Genomic DNA, 16,806 nt, shown 5'->3' with positions numbered 1-16,806 from the left:
GATTTGGAACCCCCGCCGGCCGGCAAACGCCGCCCGACGGCGACGATATCCGGCGTAGGATCGAGGCGCGGAGCCCGCCATGAGAACATCGTCGTTGAAGGTCGGGGTCGACGTGCCCTGGGTGACCGGCTGGACGGGAGAGCCGACGCTCGGCGTTCGTCCCTGCCCCACGGTCGGCGGGGCCCTGGCCATCGTCCAGGCGGAGCGTCCCGGCCTGGGTAAGCCGCTCTATTCGCACAACCACGCCGTGCGGCAGCGGCTGTCCGTGCGCGACATGCTGTGTCCCATGTGCGGCCGGCCGACGCCGCTCGGGGACCGCTGGACCCAGGTGGCCCACCCCGCGACCGCCGGCCGGCTGCGGTCGGTTGGTCGCGGCGCGGGGCTGCCGGCCGATCTCACGGACGACGCCATCCTGATCGACGCCGGCGCCATCGCGCCCCTGCACCGGGCCTGCGTCGACCGGTCGCTGCGCTACTGCCCGCATCTGAAGGCTGATCCGGACATCGACGTGCGCCCGTTCCCGGAGCGCTGGATCGTCCTGCCGCTGATCGCCCGCGGCGAGGCCCCGGCCCAGCTGTTCCTGGACCGGCCCGCGCCCGCGCGAACGGCGCCGGTGATCGGCTTCCTGCAGCTGTGCGGCCTGACCGGCGATCGCGATCCGGCCTGGCGGGAGAAGGCTCAGCCCGCGACCGGCTGAGCGATCCTCCCGCCGCCGCCCTCGATGGCGTCGAGCAGGTCCATGACGTCGTCGAGCGTATTGGCCTCGCGCGCCGGCTTGTCCCAGCGGATGCGGCTGACCCTCGGAAACCGCATGGCCACCCCCGACTTGTGCCGCGTCGAACGGTTCAGCCCTTCGAAGGCGATCTCGAGCACCAGGCCGAACTCCCGTTCCGCCCTGACCGACCGCACCGGTCCGAACCGCTCGACGGTGTGGTCGCGGACGAATTTGTCGAGCTGCTTCAGCTCCTCGTCGGTGAAGCCGAAATAGGCCTTGCCGACCGGCGTCAGCGCTCCCGCCTCCGTCCAGACCCCGAAGGTGTAGTCGGAATAGAAGCTGGACCGTTTTCCGTGGCCGCGCTGGGCGTACATCAGCACGGCGTCGATAACGTGGGGGTCGCGCTTCCACTTGAACCACGGCCCCTTCGGCCGTCCGGCGACATAGGGGCTGTCCCGGCGTTTCAGCATCAGCCCCTCGGCCGCGGCCCCTACCGGCGGATCCGCCCGCAGCCGCGCCAGTTCGTCCCAGCCCGAATGGTCGAGCAGCGGCGACAGATGCAGCCGCCCCGCGCCCGCCCGCGCGACCAGCCCCTCCAGCCGCGCGCGCCGCTCGCCCAGCGGCAGGGCGCGCAGGTCCTCGCCCCCTTCCGCCAGCAGGTCATAGGCGACGATGGCCGCCGGAAACGCCGCCGTCATTCTCGCATCCACGGTCTTGCGGTTCAGCCGCTGCTGCAGGTCTCCGAACGGCGCCACGCCGCCGTCCCGCCAGACCACCAGTTCCCCGTCCACCGCCCCCTCGAATGACAACCCCGCCATGACGTCCGGAAAGGCCCCCGAAATCTCGTCTCCGGTGCGCGAATACAGCTTCTCGACCCCGCCCTCCCGCACCGCCTGCACCCGGATGCCGTCCCATTTCCATTCGGCGACGTAGTCGGCCGGGTCCAGCCGTTCGAAATCCACCGCCTCGTCGAGGGCGACCGCCAGCATCACCGGCCGGAACCGCCCCGGCGCGTCGCCGCTCGGCCGCCCGGCCCGACCTTCCAGCCAGGCGAACAGGTCGGCGTAGGGCGGAGCCAGGGCGTGCCAGATCTCCTCGATGTCGGCCACGTCGACCCGCGCGAGGGGCGTCGTCGTCTCGCCGCCCTCCGGATCGGGCGGTTCGCTGACCGCGGCCGGCCGCATCATCGCCGCCGCCGTCCGGGCCAGCCGCGCCGACAGGCCGACCCTCAGCCCGCCGGTCATCAGCTTGAGCAGGGCCCAGCGCCCCTTGGGCTCCAGCGCGTTCAGCCATCCCTCCAGCAGGCCCTGGACCTCGCCGCGGCCCGCCGCCTGCAGCGCATCGACCAGTTCGCCCAGCTGCGGCTCACGGTTGGCGCGGTGGTCGGGATCGCCGGGCCAGATCAGGGCCACGGTCTCGGCCAGGTCGCCGACATAGTCATAGGACCAGCCGAACAGCACCGGATCGACGCGCGCGGCGACCGCCTTGCGGATCATCGCCGGCTTGGCGGCGTCGAAGGTCAGGTCGCCGGTCAGAGCCGCCAGCGCCCAGCCCCGGTCCGGATCAGGCGTGACCCGCAGATAGTCGCGCAGCAGCACGAGCTTGGCGTTGCGCGACGCCGTCAGGGACAGGCGGTCCAGCAATTCGGCGAAGGCGCGCATCGACATCCGTCTAACCCTGTCGAAGGCAAACGGAAAACGCCCCGCGGGTTTCCCTGCGGGGCGCATTTCGGGTCGGGACGCAGCCTAGTTGAACAGGCTGGCGATCACAGCGGCGATCAGGCCGTTGTTCGTGTTGGACAGGATCACGTCATTGCCGCTGCGAACGTACTGGTAGCCGCGGGGCGGGGCGCGCAGGCCGTAGCGGCTGTAGTCGCTCACGATGTACTGGTCCGAGCGGTAATAGGAGGGCATCCGCTGGCCATAGGCCCACTGACGGGTCTGATATCCGCGCGGGGCGTGATAGCGGCCCGCGCTGTAACGCCGTTGCGACTGCTGCCAGCGGGCGTAGGCGCGCTGTTCCTGACGGGCCTCGCGACGGTCGTCGCGATTGTCCTGGCGCCATTCGCGGCGATCGTTGCGATCCTCGCGCCGATCGTTGCGGTGGTCCCGACGGTCCTCGTGGCGGTCGTCCCGATCGTCGCGGCGATCCTGGCGTTGCTCGTGATGGCCGCGCGACTGGGCTTCGGCGGCCGAGGCCACGCCCAGCGAGCTCATGGCGAGCGTCGCGGCGACAGCGGCGGTGAGGAACTTCTTCATCAGAGGTCTCCAGGTGCGGCCGAAGGATTTCGACTTGCCTGCACTCTGGGACCGGCCGGTTGAGCCGGGTCTGAACGTCGCTGGTCGCCCGAGGTTCAGAAGGCGGTCGCGTTTCGAACGCTATTGGCGCCGGATTCTAGGCCGCCGCCGCCGCCGTCTCGCCGGCGTCGACCAGCGAACGGACGGCCGTCCGGCCTCCGCTCACCCGGTTCATCACCTTGGCCAGGGCGGCGAAGTCGATCGGCTTGTTCAGATAGGCGTCGGCCCCGGCGTCCAGTCCGGCGGCGTGATCCTCGCTGCGGGCCGAGGCCGACAGCACGACGATCGGGGTGTCGCTGTTGGGGCCGCCGCCGGCGCGGATGGCGCGCGTGGCGGTCAGGCCGTCCATCACCGGCATGTTCACGTCCATGATGATCAGGTCGAAACACTGTTCCGCCGCCGCCTCGACCGCGATCTGGCCGTTCTCGGCCGTGGCCGAGGCATGGCCGGCGGATCCCATCCAGGCTTCCAGGATCATCCGGTTGACCGGGTGGTCCTCGACCACGAGGACGCTCAGCGCCCGCCCGTCCTCGACCTCGGCATGGATCGGCTCGGCCGCCGCCTGGCGCGCCCATTCGACCACGTCCGCCTCGACGGAGAAGGTGAAGGTCGAACCCTCGCCCACGGTCGACGTCACGCTGATGTCGCCCTGCATGATGTTGGCCATGCGCCGCGAGATCGTCAGACCGAGGCCGGTGCCCCCGAAGCGCCGCGTCGACGAGGCGTCGACCTGGGTGAAGGGCTGGAACAGCCGCGCCAGATCGTCCGGCGCGATACCGGCTCCGGAATCGGTCACCGCGAAATCGAAGCGGACCCGGTCGTCCTCCAGGCGCTGGCCGCGCACCAGATAGGCGACCTCGCCCCGGTCGGTGAATTTGACGGCGTTCGACAGCAGGTTGTGGATGACCTGGCAGACCCGAAGCGGATCGCCGCGCACCACGGCCGGGATGTCGCCCTCGAACTGCGCCGTGAACGTCAGGCCCTTGGCCTCGGCCTGGGCCTGGAACGGGCCGATCACCCGCTTGTGCAGGTCCTCGATCGACACGTCGACGATTTCGAAGGTCATCTTTCCCGCCTCGATCTTCGTCATGTCGAGGATGTCGTTGAGCAGGCTCAGCAGATTGTCGCCCGAGTTGCGGATGATCGACAGATATTCGCGCTGGGTCGGCTCCAGCCGCGTCGCGCCCAGCAGCTGGGCGGCGCCGAGGACGCCGTTCATCGGCGTGCGCAGCTCGTGCGAGATGACGCCGAGGAAGTTGGACTTGGCGTCATTGGCGGCGTTGGCCTTGTCCCGGGCCGTTTCCAGCTCCTCGATCAGGTGGGCCTGGTGCTCCTGGAAGGCGCGAATGCGCTCTTCCCGAAGCATGGTCATGGTGACCAGCACGAACAGCCCGGCCGCCGTGAACGGGACGACGGCCAGGAACGGCAGGAACAGCGGCGTGCCCCACAACGAGCCGAGAATGATCGAGGCCGCGGCCCCGTAGGGCGAGGAAATCACCATCGCCTGCTTGGGCGAGCTGCGCAGCTGCGCGAAGACCAGCACATAGCCGCCGACCAGCAGGGTCATGGCCAGGGGGTGGCCGAAGGGATGGCCCGAAAACCAGGCCAGCAGGGGGGCGGTCGCCCAGGCGGCGGTGGTCGCGGTGGCGACGGCCGGAAAGACCAGGCCCCAGCCCGCGCCGACCCGGTCGCTGATGCGTTTCTCGACCGCGCCGCGCAGCGCCCCGGCCGCGACCGTGCCGCCGAACCAGACGAGGGCGATCAGCGGTCCGACGACCGAGAGCAGGCCCAGGGCCCAGCTGGCGATGATCAGATAGCGAAGATACTGGGTTTGCAGGATGGCGCGAAGCGCCTGCGCGGCTTCGCCGGCGCCGGGCTCGCCATTGATGGACTTGCCGATGCCGTCGGATTCCACCATTGCGCCCGCCCCTCGATTACCCGACCGGGACGCTAGGATGAACCTTCTAAGACGAGATGAACGTGGACGATCTGTCATGAAGCCGTCGACGAACATCAGGCCGGTCCGGCGGCGGCTTCGCCGGGAGTCAGCGCCTGTATCGACAGGGCGTGCACCGGGCCGGCCAGCTCGTCGCGCAGCAGGGCGTTGACCGCCCGCTGGCGCTGCACCCGTCCCTGGCCCTCGAAGGCCGACGACACCACCGTCAGGTTGAAATGACTTTCCCCGCCGGGGCGGCCGTCCATGCCGCCCTCGTGGTGGTGGCCGGCGTGCCGCGCGCTGTCGTCCTCGATCTCAAGCCGCTCCGGCGACAGGCCGGATGTCAGTTTTTTCCGGATAATCGTCGCGATCGGGCCTTCCGGCATGGCTGTGTCCTTGTTGGTGACCAATTCGACCCTACACTTCGGTCGATGTCATCCGCCTTTCAATACAAGCCGCGATTCAAGGATATGCGGGTCAAGCCGCCCCGCCCCGAAGAGGAGGCGGCGGAGGCCGACGTCCTGCACCTGAAACCGGGCGAAAAGCCCTGCCAGTGGCCCGACTGCCGCCAGGCCGCCACGGCCCGGGCGCCCAAGTCGCGCGAGCGGCTGAACGACTTCTACGACTTCTGCCAGCGCCATGCCGGCGAGTACAACAAGGGCTGGAATTTCTACGCCGGCATGACCGACGGCGAGGTCCGCGCGGCCAAGGAAAACGAGGCCATGACCGGCGGCCGTCCGACCTGGGAGATGAAGGCGGGCAAATTCAGCCGCGAGGCCGCCGCCTTCGCCTCGAAGATGGGCACGGCCAACAACAAGGGCGCCGGCAGCTGGCAGGACAGCTTCGGCCTGTTCGGCCGCCGCATGAAGGAACAGGCCGGCCCCGACGGCGAGGACGGCCTGCGCCTCGGCAAGCTGGAACGGGCCGCCCTGGCCGATCTGGATCTGGACGCCCGGACCAGCAAGGCGGGGATCAAGGCGCGCTATCACGAGATGCTGAAGCGCTTCCATCCCGACACCAACGGCGGCGACCGCACCGCCGAGGCCAAGCTGCAACGGGTCATCAAGGCCTGGAAGACCCTCAAGAAGGCGGGACTCGCCTGACGCTCACGCCGCGGCCGGAGTCGTCCACAGCCGGTCGACCGGTTTTTCCAGCACCCGCGCCGCGGCCGCGTGCAGCCGGGAGGGCGACAGCTTGCCGGTGGTCGCGGCCTCCAGCATCCAGGCTTCCAGATTCCCGCCGGTCCGGTCGTACCCCTCGGCCATGAGGGTCCCGTACAGGCCGGCGGCCAGGACATGCATGCCCTGGTCCGCGCGGTTCCAGCGAGCGGCCGGGGGACGGAAGGCCAGGCCCAGCCGCTCCTGGATGATCTGGTCCAGCGCCTGGCAGGTGTCCTCGTTCAGAATGCCCTCGAGCGAATTGTAGCCCGTCCCGGGATCCTTCTCGGCGAGGATGCGGCTGAACAGGGGGTCCGCCTCCAGCACCGCGTAGCAGGCCCGGGCGACCGGCCCCTGCATGTCGAACGGCGGATGCAGGATTTCGTGGGCCGCGGTCAGCACCATGATCTGGTCGCTGGCGGCGACATGGGTGATGAACCTCTGCCCCTGGACCTTGACCCCGTGCGGCCGGCAGAACCAGGACAGCTCGACCCGGATCCCGGGCTCCAGCGCGCGGCCCAGCAGCCGCTCCTGTTCGGCGATGATGTCCAGCCGGGAAAACAGCGCCGTCAATTCAGCCGTCTTCCGCTCCGCCGGTCCGGCGATGCGCTCGTTCCGGAAGGCCGCGAAGCCCGCGTCGCGCAGCCCGGTGAGGACGAGGCGGAGGCGGTCCCGCCCGGCGATGAACCGGTCCCAGTCCGCGACGTCCCAATAGACGCTGGCCCGGAACGGCGGCTCCAGCACCGTCTCGGCGGCGTCGAGGGCGGCCAGCAAGTCTTCGATGGTCGCGTCCGGCCCGCCGGAGAAGATCAATGTCAGCCCGGGCCAGAGCAGGCCGCCGACGGCTTCGGCCTCGGCATGGAGACTCATCAGGGCCTCCATCGTCTCCTCGCCCAGCCGGGGTTTGAAGGCCGCCAGCTCGTCCGGATAGTGGTCGGCGTAGAAGGGCTTGCCCGAAAGCGGACCCAGGAAGGCCAGGGCGTCGACGCCTTCCGAGCTGGCGATGGTCCAGACCGTGCGCATCAGCGGGGCGGCGACGGCTTGCGCCAGGGCGGGCGCGGCGAGGAGGGCCAGGGGAGCGGCCAGCAAGGTTCGGCGAAGCATGACGCCAGCCTGCCGCCATCCTATCCGGCGGTCTTGTCTCCACTTGACCATCGCCGCCAGCGCCCCGGGGGCGCGCCGGTCAGGTCGGCGACCGCGCGGCTCATATGGCTCTGGTCGGCGAAGCCGGACTCCAGCGCCGCCTCCACCAGCGCCCCCTGCCCTTCGGTGACGGCCCGAAACGCGCGCCGCGCCTGGGCCTCGTAGCGGAAGCGCTTGGGCGTGACGCCGAACGCCCGCCGGAATCCGCGCGAGAGCGTCTCCGGGGCGAGGCCGCGGGCCATGGCCCAGTCGTGCAGCGACACCCCCGGTCCGGCGAGAAGGTCCCGCGCCAGCAGGTCCGGCCAGTCCCCGATCTCGACCGTCGCGCCGACGAAGGTCGCCCGCAGCAGCCGCGACGCCTCCAGCGGCCGGGTTTCCGCCAGACGGGCGACGGCGTCGGGATCGGCGATCCGGCCGAAGCCGGCGGAGATCTGCCGCACCGGCAGATTCAGCACCACCGCCCCGCACCCGGCCACGGCGTTCTGATGGCTGGAGAACATCTCATGGACCGCCACGTCGCCCGCCGTCAGCCGGCGCCGGCCTGTCTCCCCCGCCTCGTCATAGCCGCCGCGCAGCACCAGGGCGGCGTAGGCGCCCTGGTGGCGGTGGCGCGGGATTCGCTGCCGGGGCGCGAGCTGCTGGCGAACGGGCGGGGATGGCTCCATCGCGGCGCACTCTACAGGATCGCCGCCCTCGCATCGACAGCCCGCCGTACATAGGTAGGGGCTCCCCCGATACAGGAGCCCTCCCATGGAAGTCCTCTACCGCGCCCACGCTGTCGCCTCGGGCGGCGGCCGTGACGAAGGCCGATCCGCCACCGACGACGGCAAGATCGACGTCCTGCTGTCCGTCCCGACCGAAATGGGCGGCAAGGGCGGCGCCGGGACCAATCCCGAACAGCTGTTCGCCACCGGCTACGCCGCCTGCTACCTCGGCGCCCTGCGGCTGGTCAGCGGCAAGGCGGGCGCCCCGGTCGGGCCGGACACCAAGGTCGCGGCGGGCATCGGCTTCGGCAAGAACACGAGGGGCGAGGGCTTCAACCTCGACGTCGAGCTGACCGTCACCGACCACGGCCTCGATCAGGCGGTCATCGACGACCTGATCCGCAAGGCCCATCAGGTCTGCCCCTACTCCAACGCCACCCGGGGCAATGTGGATGTGAAGCTGACGGCGACCTAGTCCAGCGTCGTCCTGTAGCGCAGCATCGCCAGCGACCCGACCGCCAGCACGAACAGGGCCAGGGCGAACAGGCTGGGCCCGGCGTTCTCCAGCCCCACGCCCTTGAGCAGCGATCCCCGCACCACCCGCAGGAAATGGGTGACGGGGATCGCCGTGCCGATGGCCTGGGCCCACCCCGGCATGCCCCGGAACGGGAACATGAAGCCCGACAGCAGGATCGACGGCAGCATGTAGAAGACGCTCATCTGCATCGCCTGCAGCTGCGTTTTCGCCACGGTCGAGATCAGGAAGCCCAGCGACAGCGAGCCGACGATGAACAGCATCAGCCCCGTCCCCAGGGCGATCCAGCCGCCGCTCATCGGCACCTGGAACAGCAGCCGGGCCATCACCAGGATGACCGTCGCCTGCAACAGGCCCACCACCACATAGGGCGTCAGCTTGCCGATCATCACCTCCAGCGGGCGCACCGGCGTGGCCAGCAGGCTCTCCATCGTGCCGCGCTCGCGCTCGCGGGCCATGCCCAGCGAGGTCATCATCACCAGCGTCATCGACAGGATCACCCCCAGCAGGCCGGGCACGATGTTGTAGGCGGTGATGGCCTCGGGATTGTAGCGCCGGTGCACGACCACCTCGAACGGCTGGCTCCCCGGCGCCCGGTTCGCCAGCGGGCCCGTCAGCTCGCGCGTCAGGGCCTGGGTCGGCAGGCTGGCCAGGGCCGCCACCGCCCCGCTGGTCGCCGACGGGTCCGAGGCGTCCGCCTCCACCAGCAGCTGGGCCCGGTCCCCGCGCACCACCCGTTGGGTGAAGTCGGCCGGGATGATCACCGCGAACTGGATGTCGCCCCGCTCCATGGCCCGGTCCAGCTCGGCCTGACTGCGGGCCCGAAGCACCAGATCGAAATAGCCGCTGTTGTCCATCGCGGTCAGGATCGAGCGCGAGAAGCCGCCGTTGTCCTGCACCAGCACCGCCGTCGGCAGGCCGCGCGGATCGTCGTTGATGGCGTAGCCGAACAGCAGCAGCTGGATGATCGGCATCAGCAGGATCATCGCATAGGTCAGCCGGTCGCGCGTCAGCTGCACGAACTCCTTGGCCATCACGGCCCAGGTGCGGGTCAGGGAGATCATGCCGCTCTCGCCTTCCCGGTCTCGAGGTCGTGGATCAGCTGGATGAAGACGTCCTCCAGCGTCGGCCGCGTCTCGGACCAGTCCAGCGGCGCCTTGCGGTACGGCTGGATCGCCGCCTCCAGCGCCGCCCGGTCGCGGCCGGACACATGCAGGGTGGTCCCGAACGGCGCCGCCATCTCCACCCCCGGCTGGCCGCGCAGCCCGGGCGCCAGCCGGTCGGCCCCCGGCCCCTCGGCGTGGAAGGTGATCAGACCCGAGGCCTCGATCACCTCGTCCGCCGTGCCCCGCGCCAGCGTCCGGCCGCCGGCGATATAGGCGATCTCGTGACAGCGCTCGGCCTCGTCCATGTAGTGGGTCGAGACCAGCACCGTCATGCCCTCGCCCGCCAGCGCGTGGATCTCGTCCCAGAAGGTGCGCCGCGCCTCCGGGTCCACCCCCGCCGTCGGCTCGTCCAGCAGCAGCAGATCCGGCGAATGCAGGGTCGCCGCCGCCAGCGCCAGCCGCTGCTTCCACCCGCCCGACAGATGGCCCGCCAGCTGCGCCCGCCGCCCGATCAGCCCCAGCCGCTCCAGCGCCGCCTCGACCCGCGCCTTGCGCCGGTCCAACTCGTGCACCCGCGCCGTGAAGGTCAGATTCTGCTCGATCGACAGGTCTTCGTAGAGCGAGAATTTCTGCGTCATATAGCCGACGCGCTGCTTGATCAGCCGCGACTGGGTCATGACGTCATGGCCCAGCACCGTCCCCTCGCCGCTGTCGGGCGTCAGCAGGCCGCACAGCATCCGCAGGGTCGTGGTCTTGCCCGCGCCATTGGGCCCCAGAAAGCCGCAGATGCGGCCCCGGTTCACGGTGATGCCGAAATCCTTCACCGCATGCAGGGCGCCGAACGACTTGTTCAGCCCGCGCACGTCGATGACGGGGTCGGCGACCTCGGTCACTCCCCCGCCTCCAGCGGCGCCACATCCACCGGCAGGCCCGGGTTCAGCGTCGCCGCGTTCGCCGGCAGGGCCTCGACGCGATAGACCAGCCGGTCGCGGCTGCCCTTGCTGTACAGGATCGGCGGGGTGAACTCGGGCCGGGCGCTGACCCAGGTGATCCGGGCGCTGCCCGGGGCCGCGCAGCCGTCGCAGCGGAAGCTGACGGTCCGGCCCGGTCGATACCGCGCCATCTCCGCCTCGGGCACGAAGAAGACCAGCTTGACCTCGCGGTCGGGCAGCAGGGCCAGGATCGGCGCATTGGCCGCCGCCCATTCGCCCGGCCGGTAGAAGATCTCCTCCACCCGCGCCGCGCCGGGGGCCGTTGGCGCCAGCTGGCCCAGCCGCGCATTGGCCTCGCTCAGTCCGCCCTCCGCCTGGGCCGCCTGCTGTTCGGCCTGACGCAGCGCGTCCTCGCGGGCGCCGAGGGTCGCCACCTCGCGCCGCCGCCGCACCGCCGCCGTCTGGGCCCGGGCCGCGTCGCGCGCCGCCCGCACCTGGTCCAGCCGCGCCGGCGCATAGATGCCGCGCCGCACCAGCGGCTCTATGCGGGACCAGTCCGCCTCGGCCACGCGCTCGGCCGCCAGCGCCGCCTGCAGCTCCGCGTCGAACACCGACAGCTCCTCGGCCCGCTGGCCCTTCCTCAGGTCCTCGGCCCGCGCCTCGGCCGCGCCGACGGCCGCCGCGGCGCCCTCGGCCTGGGCCCGCTGGATGCCGGGGTCGATCAGGAAGGTCCGCCCGCCGGCCGCCACCCGCTGGCCCTCGCGCACATACAGGGCGGCGACAGACCCGGAGACCGGCGCCGCCAGATAGACCCGCTCGCCCTCGATATAGCCGGTCAGGGTCCGCGCCTCGCCGCCGCGCAGGAACAGCCACCAGACCAGCGCGCCGATGACGGCGATCGCGCCCAGCGCCAGCACGGGCCGCAGCCCCGGTTTCGGACGCGTCATGGCATCATCCCCTTCAGGACCGTGTCCAGATGCTGGTCGGCCAGTTTCGCCACATCGATCGGTTGGGCTCCGACCGGCTCGAACGTCTCGCGCCAGACCATCGACAGGATCATCGGCCCCATGATTCCGAAGGCGAACAGGCGCGGATCGCCCGCCCGCACCTCGCCCCGCGCCTGCGCCGCCGCGATCAGGCCGCTCATCAACGTGATGCCGGGCTGAACCACCGTCTCGTGCCAGATGGTCGCCAATTCGGGATGGTTGCGGCTCTCGGCGATGACCAGCTTGACCACGCCGGTGATGCGGCGGTCGGTCACCACCGTGCGGGCCAGCATGCCGACGCCCATCCGCACCGCCTGTTCAAACGGAACGGGGGCCGCGGCCATCATCTTCACCCGCTCCAGATTGGGCGAGATGGCGTCGGTGACCACCGCCCGGAACAGATCGGCCTTGGTCTCGAAATACAGATACAGCGCGCCCTTCGACACGCCGGCGCGCCTGGCCACCTCCTCCAGCCTTGCGGCCTGGAAGCCGCGCTCGGCGAACACCTCCAGCGCGGCGGCGAGGATTTCGGCCGGGCGGTCGGCGGGGCGGCGGCGGAATTTCGGTTCGCCGGGAGGCAGCATGGCGATTCTTTATAACTGACCGGTCAGTTATTACGCTGGGCGGCCGCGGCTGTAAAGCGGCGTTCTTTCACCGTGCGGCCAACCGGCGCTGGACCCCGCCCCCGCGCTTTTCTATGGAAGCGCATGACCTCCCCGCTCGACGCCTCCCCCGATCCGCTGCTGACCCTGGAACCGCACCGCAAGGCGACCGTGCGCGAGATCTTCGGCGTGGACAGCGACATGGTCGTGCCGGTCTTCACCGAGCGCGACAGCCATGTGCCCGAGATCGACGACGCCTACCGCTTCGACCCCCAGACGACCCTGGCCATCTGCGCCGGCTTCGCCTTCGACCGCCGCGTCATGGTCCAGGGCTATCACGGCACCGGCAAGTCGACCCATATCGAACAGGTCGCCGCCCGGCTGAACTGGCCGATGGTGCGCGTGAACCTCGACAGCCACGTCAGCCGCATCGATCTGGTCGGCAAGCACGCCATCGTCCTCAAGGACGGCAAACAGATCACCGAATTCCGCGAGGGCATGCTGCCCTGGGCCATCCAGCGCCCCATCGCCCTGGTGTTCGACGAATACGACGCCGGCCGTCCCGATGTGATGTTCGTGATCCAGCGCGTGCTGGAGGCGCAGGGCCGCCTGACCCTGCTGGACCAGAACCGCGTCATCCGCCCGAACAAATGGTTCCGGCTGTTCTCGACCACCAACACCATCGGCCTGGGCGACACCTCGGGCCTGTACCACGGCACCCAGCAGATCAATCAGGGTCAGATGGACCGCTGGAACATCGTCACCACGCTCAACTACCTCGACCACGACGTGGAGACCGGGATCGTCGCCGCCAAGGTCCCCGAATGGTCCGACGCCGAGGGCCAGCGCCGCATCGCCGCCATGGTCCGCGTCGCCGACATGACCCGCAACGCCTTCATGAACGGCGACATCTCGACGGTCATGAGCCCGCGCACGGTGATCACCTGGGCCCAGAACGCGATCATCTTCGCGGGGGATGTGGGGCTGGCCTTCCGGCTGACCTTCCTGAACAAGTGCGACGAGCTGGAACGGCCGACGATCGCGGAGTTCTACCAGCGGGCGTTCGGGGAAGATCTGCCGGAGGCGGCGACGCGGGTGAAGGTGGGGTGACACCCGCCGAGACCAAGAAATGGTGGGAGCGGAGGTGGGCCGAAGAAGCCTCAAGGCTCCTTTTAAAGGATTGGGTGTTCAGCGACGACCGGGAAGAACCAGATTTCTTGGTTACCGAGGGCGCGGAGTCCTTCGGATTGGAGATCACCCTGGCGTTCGAAGACCTGACGGCCAGCGGCCAATCCAGGCAGAGACAACGTGAAGCGTTCAACGCCAAACGTCTGCACAACCTCTACCGCTCTTGGTCAGACCAATCCGACACAATCCTAACCGTGCAAGTGCTCGGCCATCTCGACGACTCCAATCAGCATGAGGTCACCCAAGCGCTGACGGAAAGCGGGATGGCGGATAGGTCGGTCGCCGATCCGCTGCTACGGATGGAAACGCCTTCGGGGACAAGAGTCTTTGCTCGGGTCGCTTTTCACCCGAGATGGTCGCAGGTCGACGATGGTGTAGGCTGGGTAACACAAGATGCTGTGGCGCAGGCCCAAGCCGCGATTGCGAGGAAATCAAGTCGGCTCCCATCCTATCGTGCAGCCGTTGGTGACGACATTAGACTGCTCATCGTTGCGGACCACAGCCGGTCCAGTGGAATGCTTGAACTGGAATCTGTCGATGCGATCGACCTTGCCGGTTTTTCGGCCGCCTACTTCCTGACCTTCCCGGGCGGCCCCATCCGCGAGATACGCGCTAAGCCGCCCTCGGCGTGATCATCTCCAGCGCCGGACCGATCTTCCGCCGCTGTTCGCGCAGGTCATGGCTCATCTGGAGCCGCAGGAAGAACCCCTGGCTCATGCCCCAGTAGCGCGTCAGGCGAAGGTCCGTGTCGGCGGTCACCGCCCGCTTGCCCAGCACGATCTCGTTGATCCGGCGCGGCGGCACGCCGATCGCGTTGGCCAGGGCGGTCTGGCTCATGCCGACGGGCTTGAGGAAATCCTCCAGCAGGACGTCGCCCGGCGTCGGGTTCTTCAGCCAGTCGGCGTCAGTGGTAGTCGCAGATTTCAACATCCTCGCACCCTCCGTCGGTCCAGCGGAAACAGACCCGCCACTGCTGATTGATCCGGATGGAATGCTGGCCCTTCCGGTCATCCTTCAGCGCCTCCAGCTGATTGCCGGGCGGCCGACGCAGATCGTCCAGTCGCTCCGCCGCATCCAGAGCCGCCAACTTCCGCAAGGCGACGTTCTGAATGTCCCCCGGCAAGCGACGCGATCGCCCGCCATCCCAGACCTTCTCAGTCTCGCGATCGCGGAAACTCCGGATCATCGCGGAGAACTATAACGCATAACGTTATACGGTGCAATCCAGTCTGTCTCCCGGAGGGTGCTCGTGGAGAATGGTTCCATGCGTCGTTTCCTCTCGGGTTGTTTCCGCTATTCCCTCATTGCTTGTAAGCTCGCCGATCTGCCGGTGTCTGTCGAGAGACCGGCGCCAGCCCTTTCGGGCGCCACCTTCTCCCGCAAGGGGAGAAGGATCACCCGTTCCCGTTCCGCCAGGCTCCCGCCGCCATCTCCCGCGCCGTCTCCCGCACCCCCTCCGGCCATCCCTCCGTCGCCGCGTCGAACGCCGCCCAGTCCCCCGCGAACAGCATCCGCGTCGCCTCCTCGTAGTCCGGCAGATCCCCCGCCATGGCGGTCATGAAGCGGTAGGCCTTCTCCTTCGCCCGCCGCGCCCGGTCCGGCCCCTCTCCCGCCTTCAGCGCCGCCTCGACCAGTTTGCGCAGGGCCACCGACGCCCCGCCCGGCTGGGCCGCCAGCCAGTCCCAGTGACGCGGCAACAGGGTCACCTCCCGCGCCGTGACGCCCAGCTTCGGCCGCCCCGGCCCGCGCTTCTCCGGGGGCGGGACCAGCGCCGGCCCCAGTCGGGCCCGCGCCTTCCCCAGGTCGCCGCGCAGGTCGAGGTCGATCACCCGGCCGTCGACCAGATCGAACACCAGCGGCCCCTGCCCCGCCGCCGCCGCCGCGTGGATGGCCGGCAGGGCCCGATGCAGGGGCGCGCGGGCGATCCGCTCGGCGCCGACGAAGGCGACCACGGGCAGGTCGGACGGAACGGACATGACGGAGCTCCCGGATGACGGCCATACGGCCGATTTTGACGTAGCCCTCCTCCATGATCGCCCCCGGCGAGGCGGGAGGCGGAGAAGACGCCACGGCCGAAGTGGACGGAGTGGACGGAGTGGACGCTACGGACGGCGTCCTCTGATTTACCCGGGCAAAACGGAGTGGACGGGTTGACGGCGGGACGCAGCGAACGGATTGGACGGAGCGGACTCTATGGATGGTGTATCTCTGGATTTACCCCGGTAAAAACCACGCGTCAATATCGCCCGGGTAAAATGACCCGTCGCCGCCCGCCTGTGGATCCATCGCGCTCCTGCGCCGCCGCCGAAAACTTCCGTCCCGGACCTCTTGCCGCAGGAACCGCCGGCGCCGACATGCACTTTCGCTGCAGGCCTCCCCGCCCTGTTCACAGCCAAGGACCTCCCCATGACCGACCAACGCATCGAAGGCGCCGCCACCGAGCTCGAGGGCCAGGTCCAGAACGGCCTCGGCCGGATGACCGGCGACGGCAAGCTGCAGCTCGAGGGCCGGATCAACGAGGTCAAGGGCAAGGCGCTGGACGCCTACGGCCGCGTCATCGACGGGCTGGACGGCCTCGTCGAGAAGGCCCCGGCCCAGTATCAGGACAACGCCCGCAAGGGCCTGGACTTCGCCCGCCGCAAGCCGCTGCTGACCACCGGCATCGTCGCCGGCCTGGCCATCCTGCTCGGCGGCCTGGGCCGTCGCCGCCAATAGTCAGGGCGGAGGGCTCAGAAGCCCCGGAACACCGAGGCCACCACGGCGCTGTCCTCGGTGTCGCTGTCCACCCAGTCGACGCCGAGGGTGAAGCCGCCCAGCGGCGCCGCGACCCCGAGTCGCCAGTCGGTCTTGCCGTCCGGGGCGAAGCCGCCGTCCTCGTGGCCGAGGGCGGCGTGCAGACTGACTGGCCAGGCCTCGGGGGCGTAGTCGGCGCGGGTCCACACCCAGGTATTGGCCTCGTCCCCCGTGCCGGTCTGCGACGGGGCCCAGACCACGCCGGCGCTGAAGGTCGCGTCGCCGAAGGTCCGGCCCGCCTGCAGGGGAAACTCGACGTAGTTCACGTCGTCGCCGTCGGGATAGACGTTGGTCCAGACCCCGGCGTCTACGTCGAAGCCGGCCACGGCGCCGGCCCAGCCGGCGTACAGGGTGACCTCGACTTCGGCGCCGTCGCCGTCCGACCCGATCCCGTATTCCTCGATGGTCGAGCCCCAGACCCCGACATAGAGGCCCGAGGCGTGCGACAGGGTCGCCTCGCCCTGCAGCGCCGGCTCCTCGCCGGACAGGGTGTAGCCCCTGTCGCGATAGTCGGAAACGACGCCGACGCGGCCCTCGACCGACCACGGCCCCGCCTCCTGCGCCAGCGCCGGAGCGCCCGACGCGGCCAGCGCCATCAGACCCGCCGCGACTGCTCGATGGTTCATGGATCCCGCCCCCGATCGTTCGACCGGACTATCGGGGGCGACCGGGCAAACTTCCGTGTACGGACAGGGTTAAGCGCCGATAACCC

General features: G+C 69.7%; 20 protein-coding genes. 6 read left to right on the top strand and 14 right to left on the bottom strand.

Features of this window, described 5'->3' with window-relative positions:
* The first annotated feature begins 79 nt into the window (after nt 1-79).
* Nucleotides 80-697, top strand: coding sequence for a hypothetical protein (locus tag Q8Q71_RS09790; protein WP_305759398.1), 618 nt, complete (start codon nt 80-82; stop codon nt 695-697).
* Here the strand turns inward: Q8Q71_RS09790 and Q8Q71_RS09785 are convergent.
* The 4 genes from Q8Q71_RS09785 to Q8Q71_RS09770 all read right to left on the bottom strand — a co-directional run bounded on the left by Q8Q71_RS09785 (nt 679) and on the right by Q8Q71_RS09770 (nt 5,334).
* Entirely contained in the window at nt 679-2,376 is a 1,698-nt protein-coding gene (locus tag Q8Q71_RS09785; RefSeq protein WP_305759397.1) for a cisplatin damage response ATP-dependent DNA ligase, read from the bottom strand. The genes Q8Q71_RS09790 and Q8Q71_RS09785 overlap by 19 nt on opposite strands.
* A gap of 84 nt (nt 2,377-2,460) precedes the next feature.
* Entirely contained in the window at nt 2,461-2,973 is a 513-nt protein-coding gene (locus tag Q8Q71_RS09780) for an RcnB family protein (RefSeq protein ID WP_305759396.1), read from the bottom strand.
* A 136-nt stretch (nt 2,974-3,109) separates the two neighbouring features.
* A complete protein-coding gene (locus tag Q8Q71_RS09775; protein ID WP_305759395.1) occupies nt 3,110-4,930 on the bottom strand; it encodes an ATP-binding protein in 1,821 nt (606 codons plus the stop codon).
* Between the two features lie 95 nt (nt 4,931-5,025).
* On the bottom strand, nt 5,026-5,334 hold the full coding sequence (locus Q8Q71_RS09770) for a BolA family transcriptional regulator (protein WP_305759394.1): 309 nt from the start codon (nt 5,332-5,334) through the stop codon (nt 5,026-5,028).
* Nucleotides 5,335-5,379: 45 nt separating this feature from the next.
* Here Q8Q71_RS09770 and Q8Q71_RS09765 point away from each other — a divergent pair, with 45 nt between their 5' ends.
* Entirely contained in the window at nt 5,380-6,051 is a 672-nt protein-coding gene (locus Q8Q71_RS09765; protein WP_305759393.1) for a J domain-containing protein, read from the top strand.
* Between the two features lie 3 nt (nt 6,052-6,054).
* Here the strand turns inward: Q8Q71_RS09765 and Q8Q71_RS09760 are convergent, their stop codons facing one another.
* Both Q8Q71_RS09760 and Q8Q71_RS09755 read right to left on the bottom strand, forming a co-directional pair.
* The gene (locus tag Q8Q71_RS09760; protein WP_305759392.1) at nt 6,055-7,209 is read right to left on the bottom strand and encodes a hypothetical protein; all 1,155 of its coding nucleotides are present in this window, start codon (nt 7,207-7,209) and stop codon (nt 6,055-6,057) included.
* Between the two features lie 20 nt (nt 7,210-7,229).
* Complete coding sequence (locus Q8Q71_RS09755; protein ID WP_305759391.1) at nt 7,230-7,913, bottom strand: AraC family transcriptional regulator; 684 nt, start codon at nt 7,911-7,913, stop codon at nt 7,230-7,232.
* Between the two features lie 85 nt (nt 7,914-7,998).
* On the opposite strand from Q8Q71_RS09755, the gene Q8Q71_RS09750 reads away from it, so the two are divergent.
* The gene (locus Q8Q71_RS09750; RefSeq protein ID WP_305759390.1) at nt 7,999-8,427 is read left to right on the top strand and encodes an organic hydroperoxide resistance protein; all 429 of its coding nucleotides are present in this window, start codon (nt 7,999-8,001) and stop codon (nt 8,425-8,427) included.
* On the opposite strand, the gene Q8Q71_RS09745 is transcribed toward Q8Q71_RS09750, so the two are convergent.
* The 4 genes from Q8Q71_RS09745 to Q8Q71_RS09730 are packed head-to-tail and all read right to left on the bottom strand — an operon-like array spanning nt 8,424 to nt 12,095.
* On the bottom strand, nt 8,424-9,551 hold the full coding sequence (locus Q8Q71_RS09745) for an ABC transporter permease (protein ID WP_305759389.1): 1,128 nt from the start codon (nt 9,549-9,551) through the stop codon (nt 8,424-8,426). The two genes, Q8Q71_RS09750 and Q8Q71_RS09745, sit on opposite strands and share 4 nt — an antisense overlap.
* Nucleotides 9,548-10,486, bottom strand: coding sequence for an ABC transporter ATP-binding protein (locus Q8Q71_RS09740; RefSeq protein ID WP_305759388.1), 939 nt, complete (start codon nt 10,484-10,486; stop codon nt 9,548-9,550). Before Q8Q71_RS09740 ends, Q8Q71_RS09745 begins: the two co-directional genes overlap by 4 nt.
* Nucleotides 10,483-11,472, bottom strand: coding sequence for an HlyD family secretion protein (locus Q8Q71_RS09735; RefSeq protein WP_305759387.1), 990 nt, complete (start codon nt 11,470-11,472; stop codon nt 10,483-10,485). The genes Q8Q71_RS09740 and Q8Q71_RS09735 overlap by 4 nt, the downstream gene beginning before the upstream one ends.
* Complete coding sequence (locus Q8Q71_RS09730; protein WP_305759386.1) at nt 11,469-12,095, bottom strand: TetR/AcrR family transcriptional regulator; 627 nt, start codon at nt 12,093-12,095, stop codon at nt 11,469-11,471. Before Q8Q71_RS09730 ends, Q8Q71_RS09735 begins: the two co-directional genes overlap by 4 nt.
* 123 nt (nt 12,096-12,218) lie before the next feature.
* Here Q8Q71_RS09730 and cobS point away from each other — a divergent pair, with 123 nt between their 5' ends.
* Nucleotides 12,219-13,223 carry a cobaltochelatase subunit CobS gene (cobS, locus tag Q8Q71_RS09725; protein ID WP_305759385.1) on the top strand — a complete coding sequence of 335 codons (1,005 nt, stop codon included), beginning with the start codon at nt 12,219-12,221 and terminating at the stop codon, nt 13,221-13,223.
* A gap of 74 nt (nt 13,224-13,297) precedes the next feature.
* The gene (locus Q8Q71_RS09720; protein ID WP_305759384.1) at nt 13,298-13,933 is read left to right on the top strand and encodes a hypothetical protein; all 636 of its coding nucleotides are present in this window, start codon (nt 13,298-13,300) and stop codon (nt 13,931-13,933) included.
* On the opposite strand, the gene Q8Q71_RS09715 is transcribed toward Q8Q71_RS09720, so the two are convergent.
* The 3 genes from Q8Q71_RS09715 to Q8Q71_RS09705 form a co-directional block, all read right to left on the bottom strand.
* The gene (locus tag Q8Q71_RS09715) at nt 13,914-14,231 is read right to left on the bottom strand and encodes a HigA family addiction module antitoxin (protein ID WP_305759383.1); all 318 of its coding nucleotides are present in this window, start codon (nt 14,229-14,231) and stop codon (nt 13,914-13,916) included. The genes Q8Q71_RS09720 and Q8Q71_RS09715 overlap by 20 nt on opposite strands.
* Complete coding sequence (locus Q8Q71_RS09710) at nt 14,206-14,487, bottom strand: type II toxin-antitoxin system RelE/ParE family toxin (RefSeq protein WP_305759382.1); 282 nt, start codon at nt 14,485-14,487, stop codon at nt 14,206-14,208. The genes Q8Q71_RS09715 and Q8Q71_RS09710 overlap by 26 nt, the downstream gene beginning before the upstream one ends.
* A gap of 208 nt (nt 14,488-14,695) precedes the next feature.
* A complete protein-coding gene (locus Q8Q71_RS09705; RefSeq protein ID WP_305759381.1) occupies nt 14,696-15,277 on the bottom strand; it encodes a DUF2239 family protein in 582 nt (193 codons plus the stop codon).
* A gap of 430 nt (nt 15,278-15,707) precedes the next feature.
* On the opposite strand from Q8Q71_RS09705, the gene Q8Q71_RS09700 reads away from it, so the two are divergent.
* Nucleotides 15,708-16,016 (top strand): CsbD family protein, encoded by a 309-nt coding sequence (locus tag Q8Q71_RS09700; RefSeq protein WP_305759380.1) that lies wholly within the window; start codon nt 15,708-15,710, stop codon nt 16,014-16,016.
* A 14-nt stretch (nt 16,017-16,030) separates the two neighbouring features.
* On the opposite strand, the gene Q8Q71_RS09695 is transcribed toward Q8Q71_RS09700, so the two are convergent.
* Nucleotides 16,031-16,720, bottom strand: coding sequence for a TorF family putative porin (locus Q8Q71_RS09695; RefSeq protein WP_305759379.1), 690 nt, complete (start codon nt 16,718-16,720; stop codon nt 16,031-16,033).
* Between the last annotated feature and the right edge of the window lie 86 nt (nt 16,721-16,806).

It is taken from the genome of Brevundimonas sp. (genome assembly GCF_030704825.1).
Classification (GTDB): Bacteria; Pseudomonadota; Alphaproteobacteria; order Caulobacterales; family Caulobacteraceae; genus Brevundimonas.
Note: the sequence above shows the minus strand (reverse complement) of the source record. Positions and strands in the feature narration are given on the sequence as shown.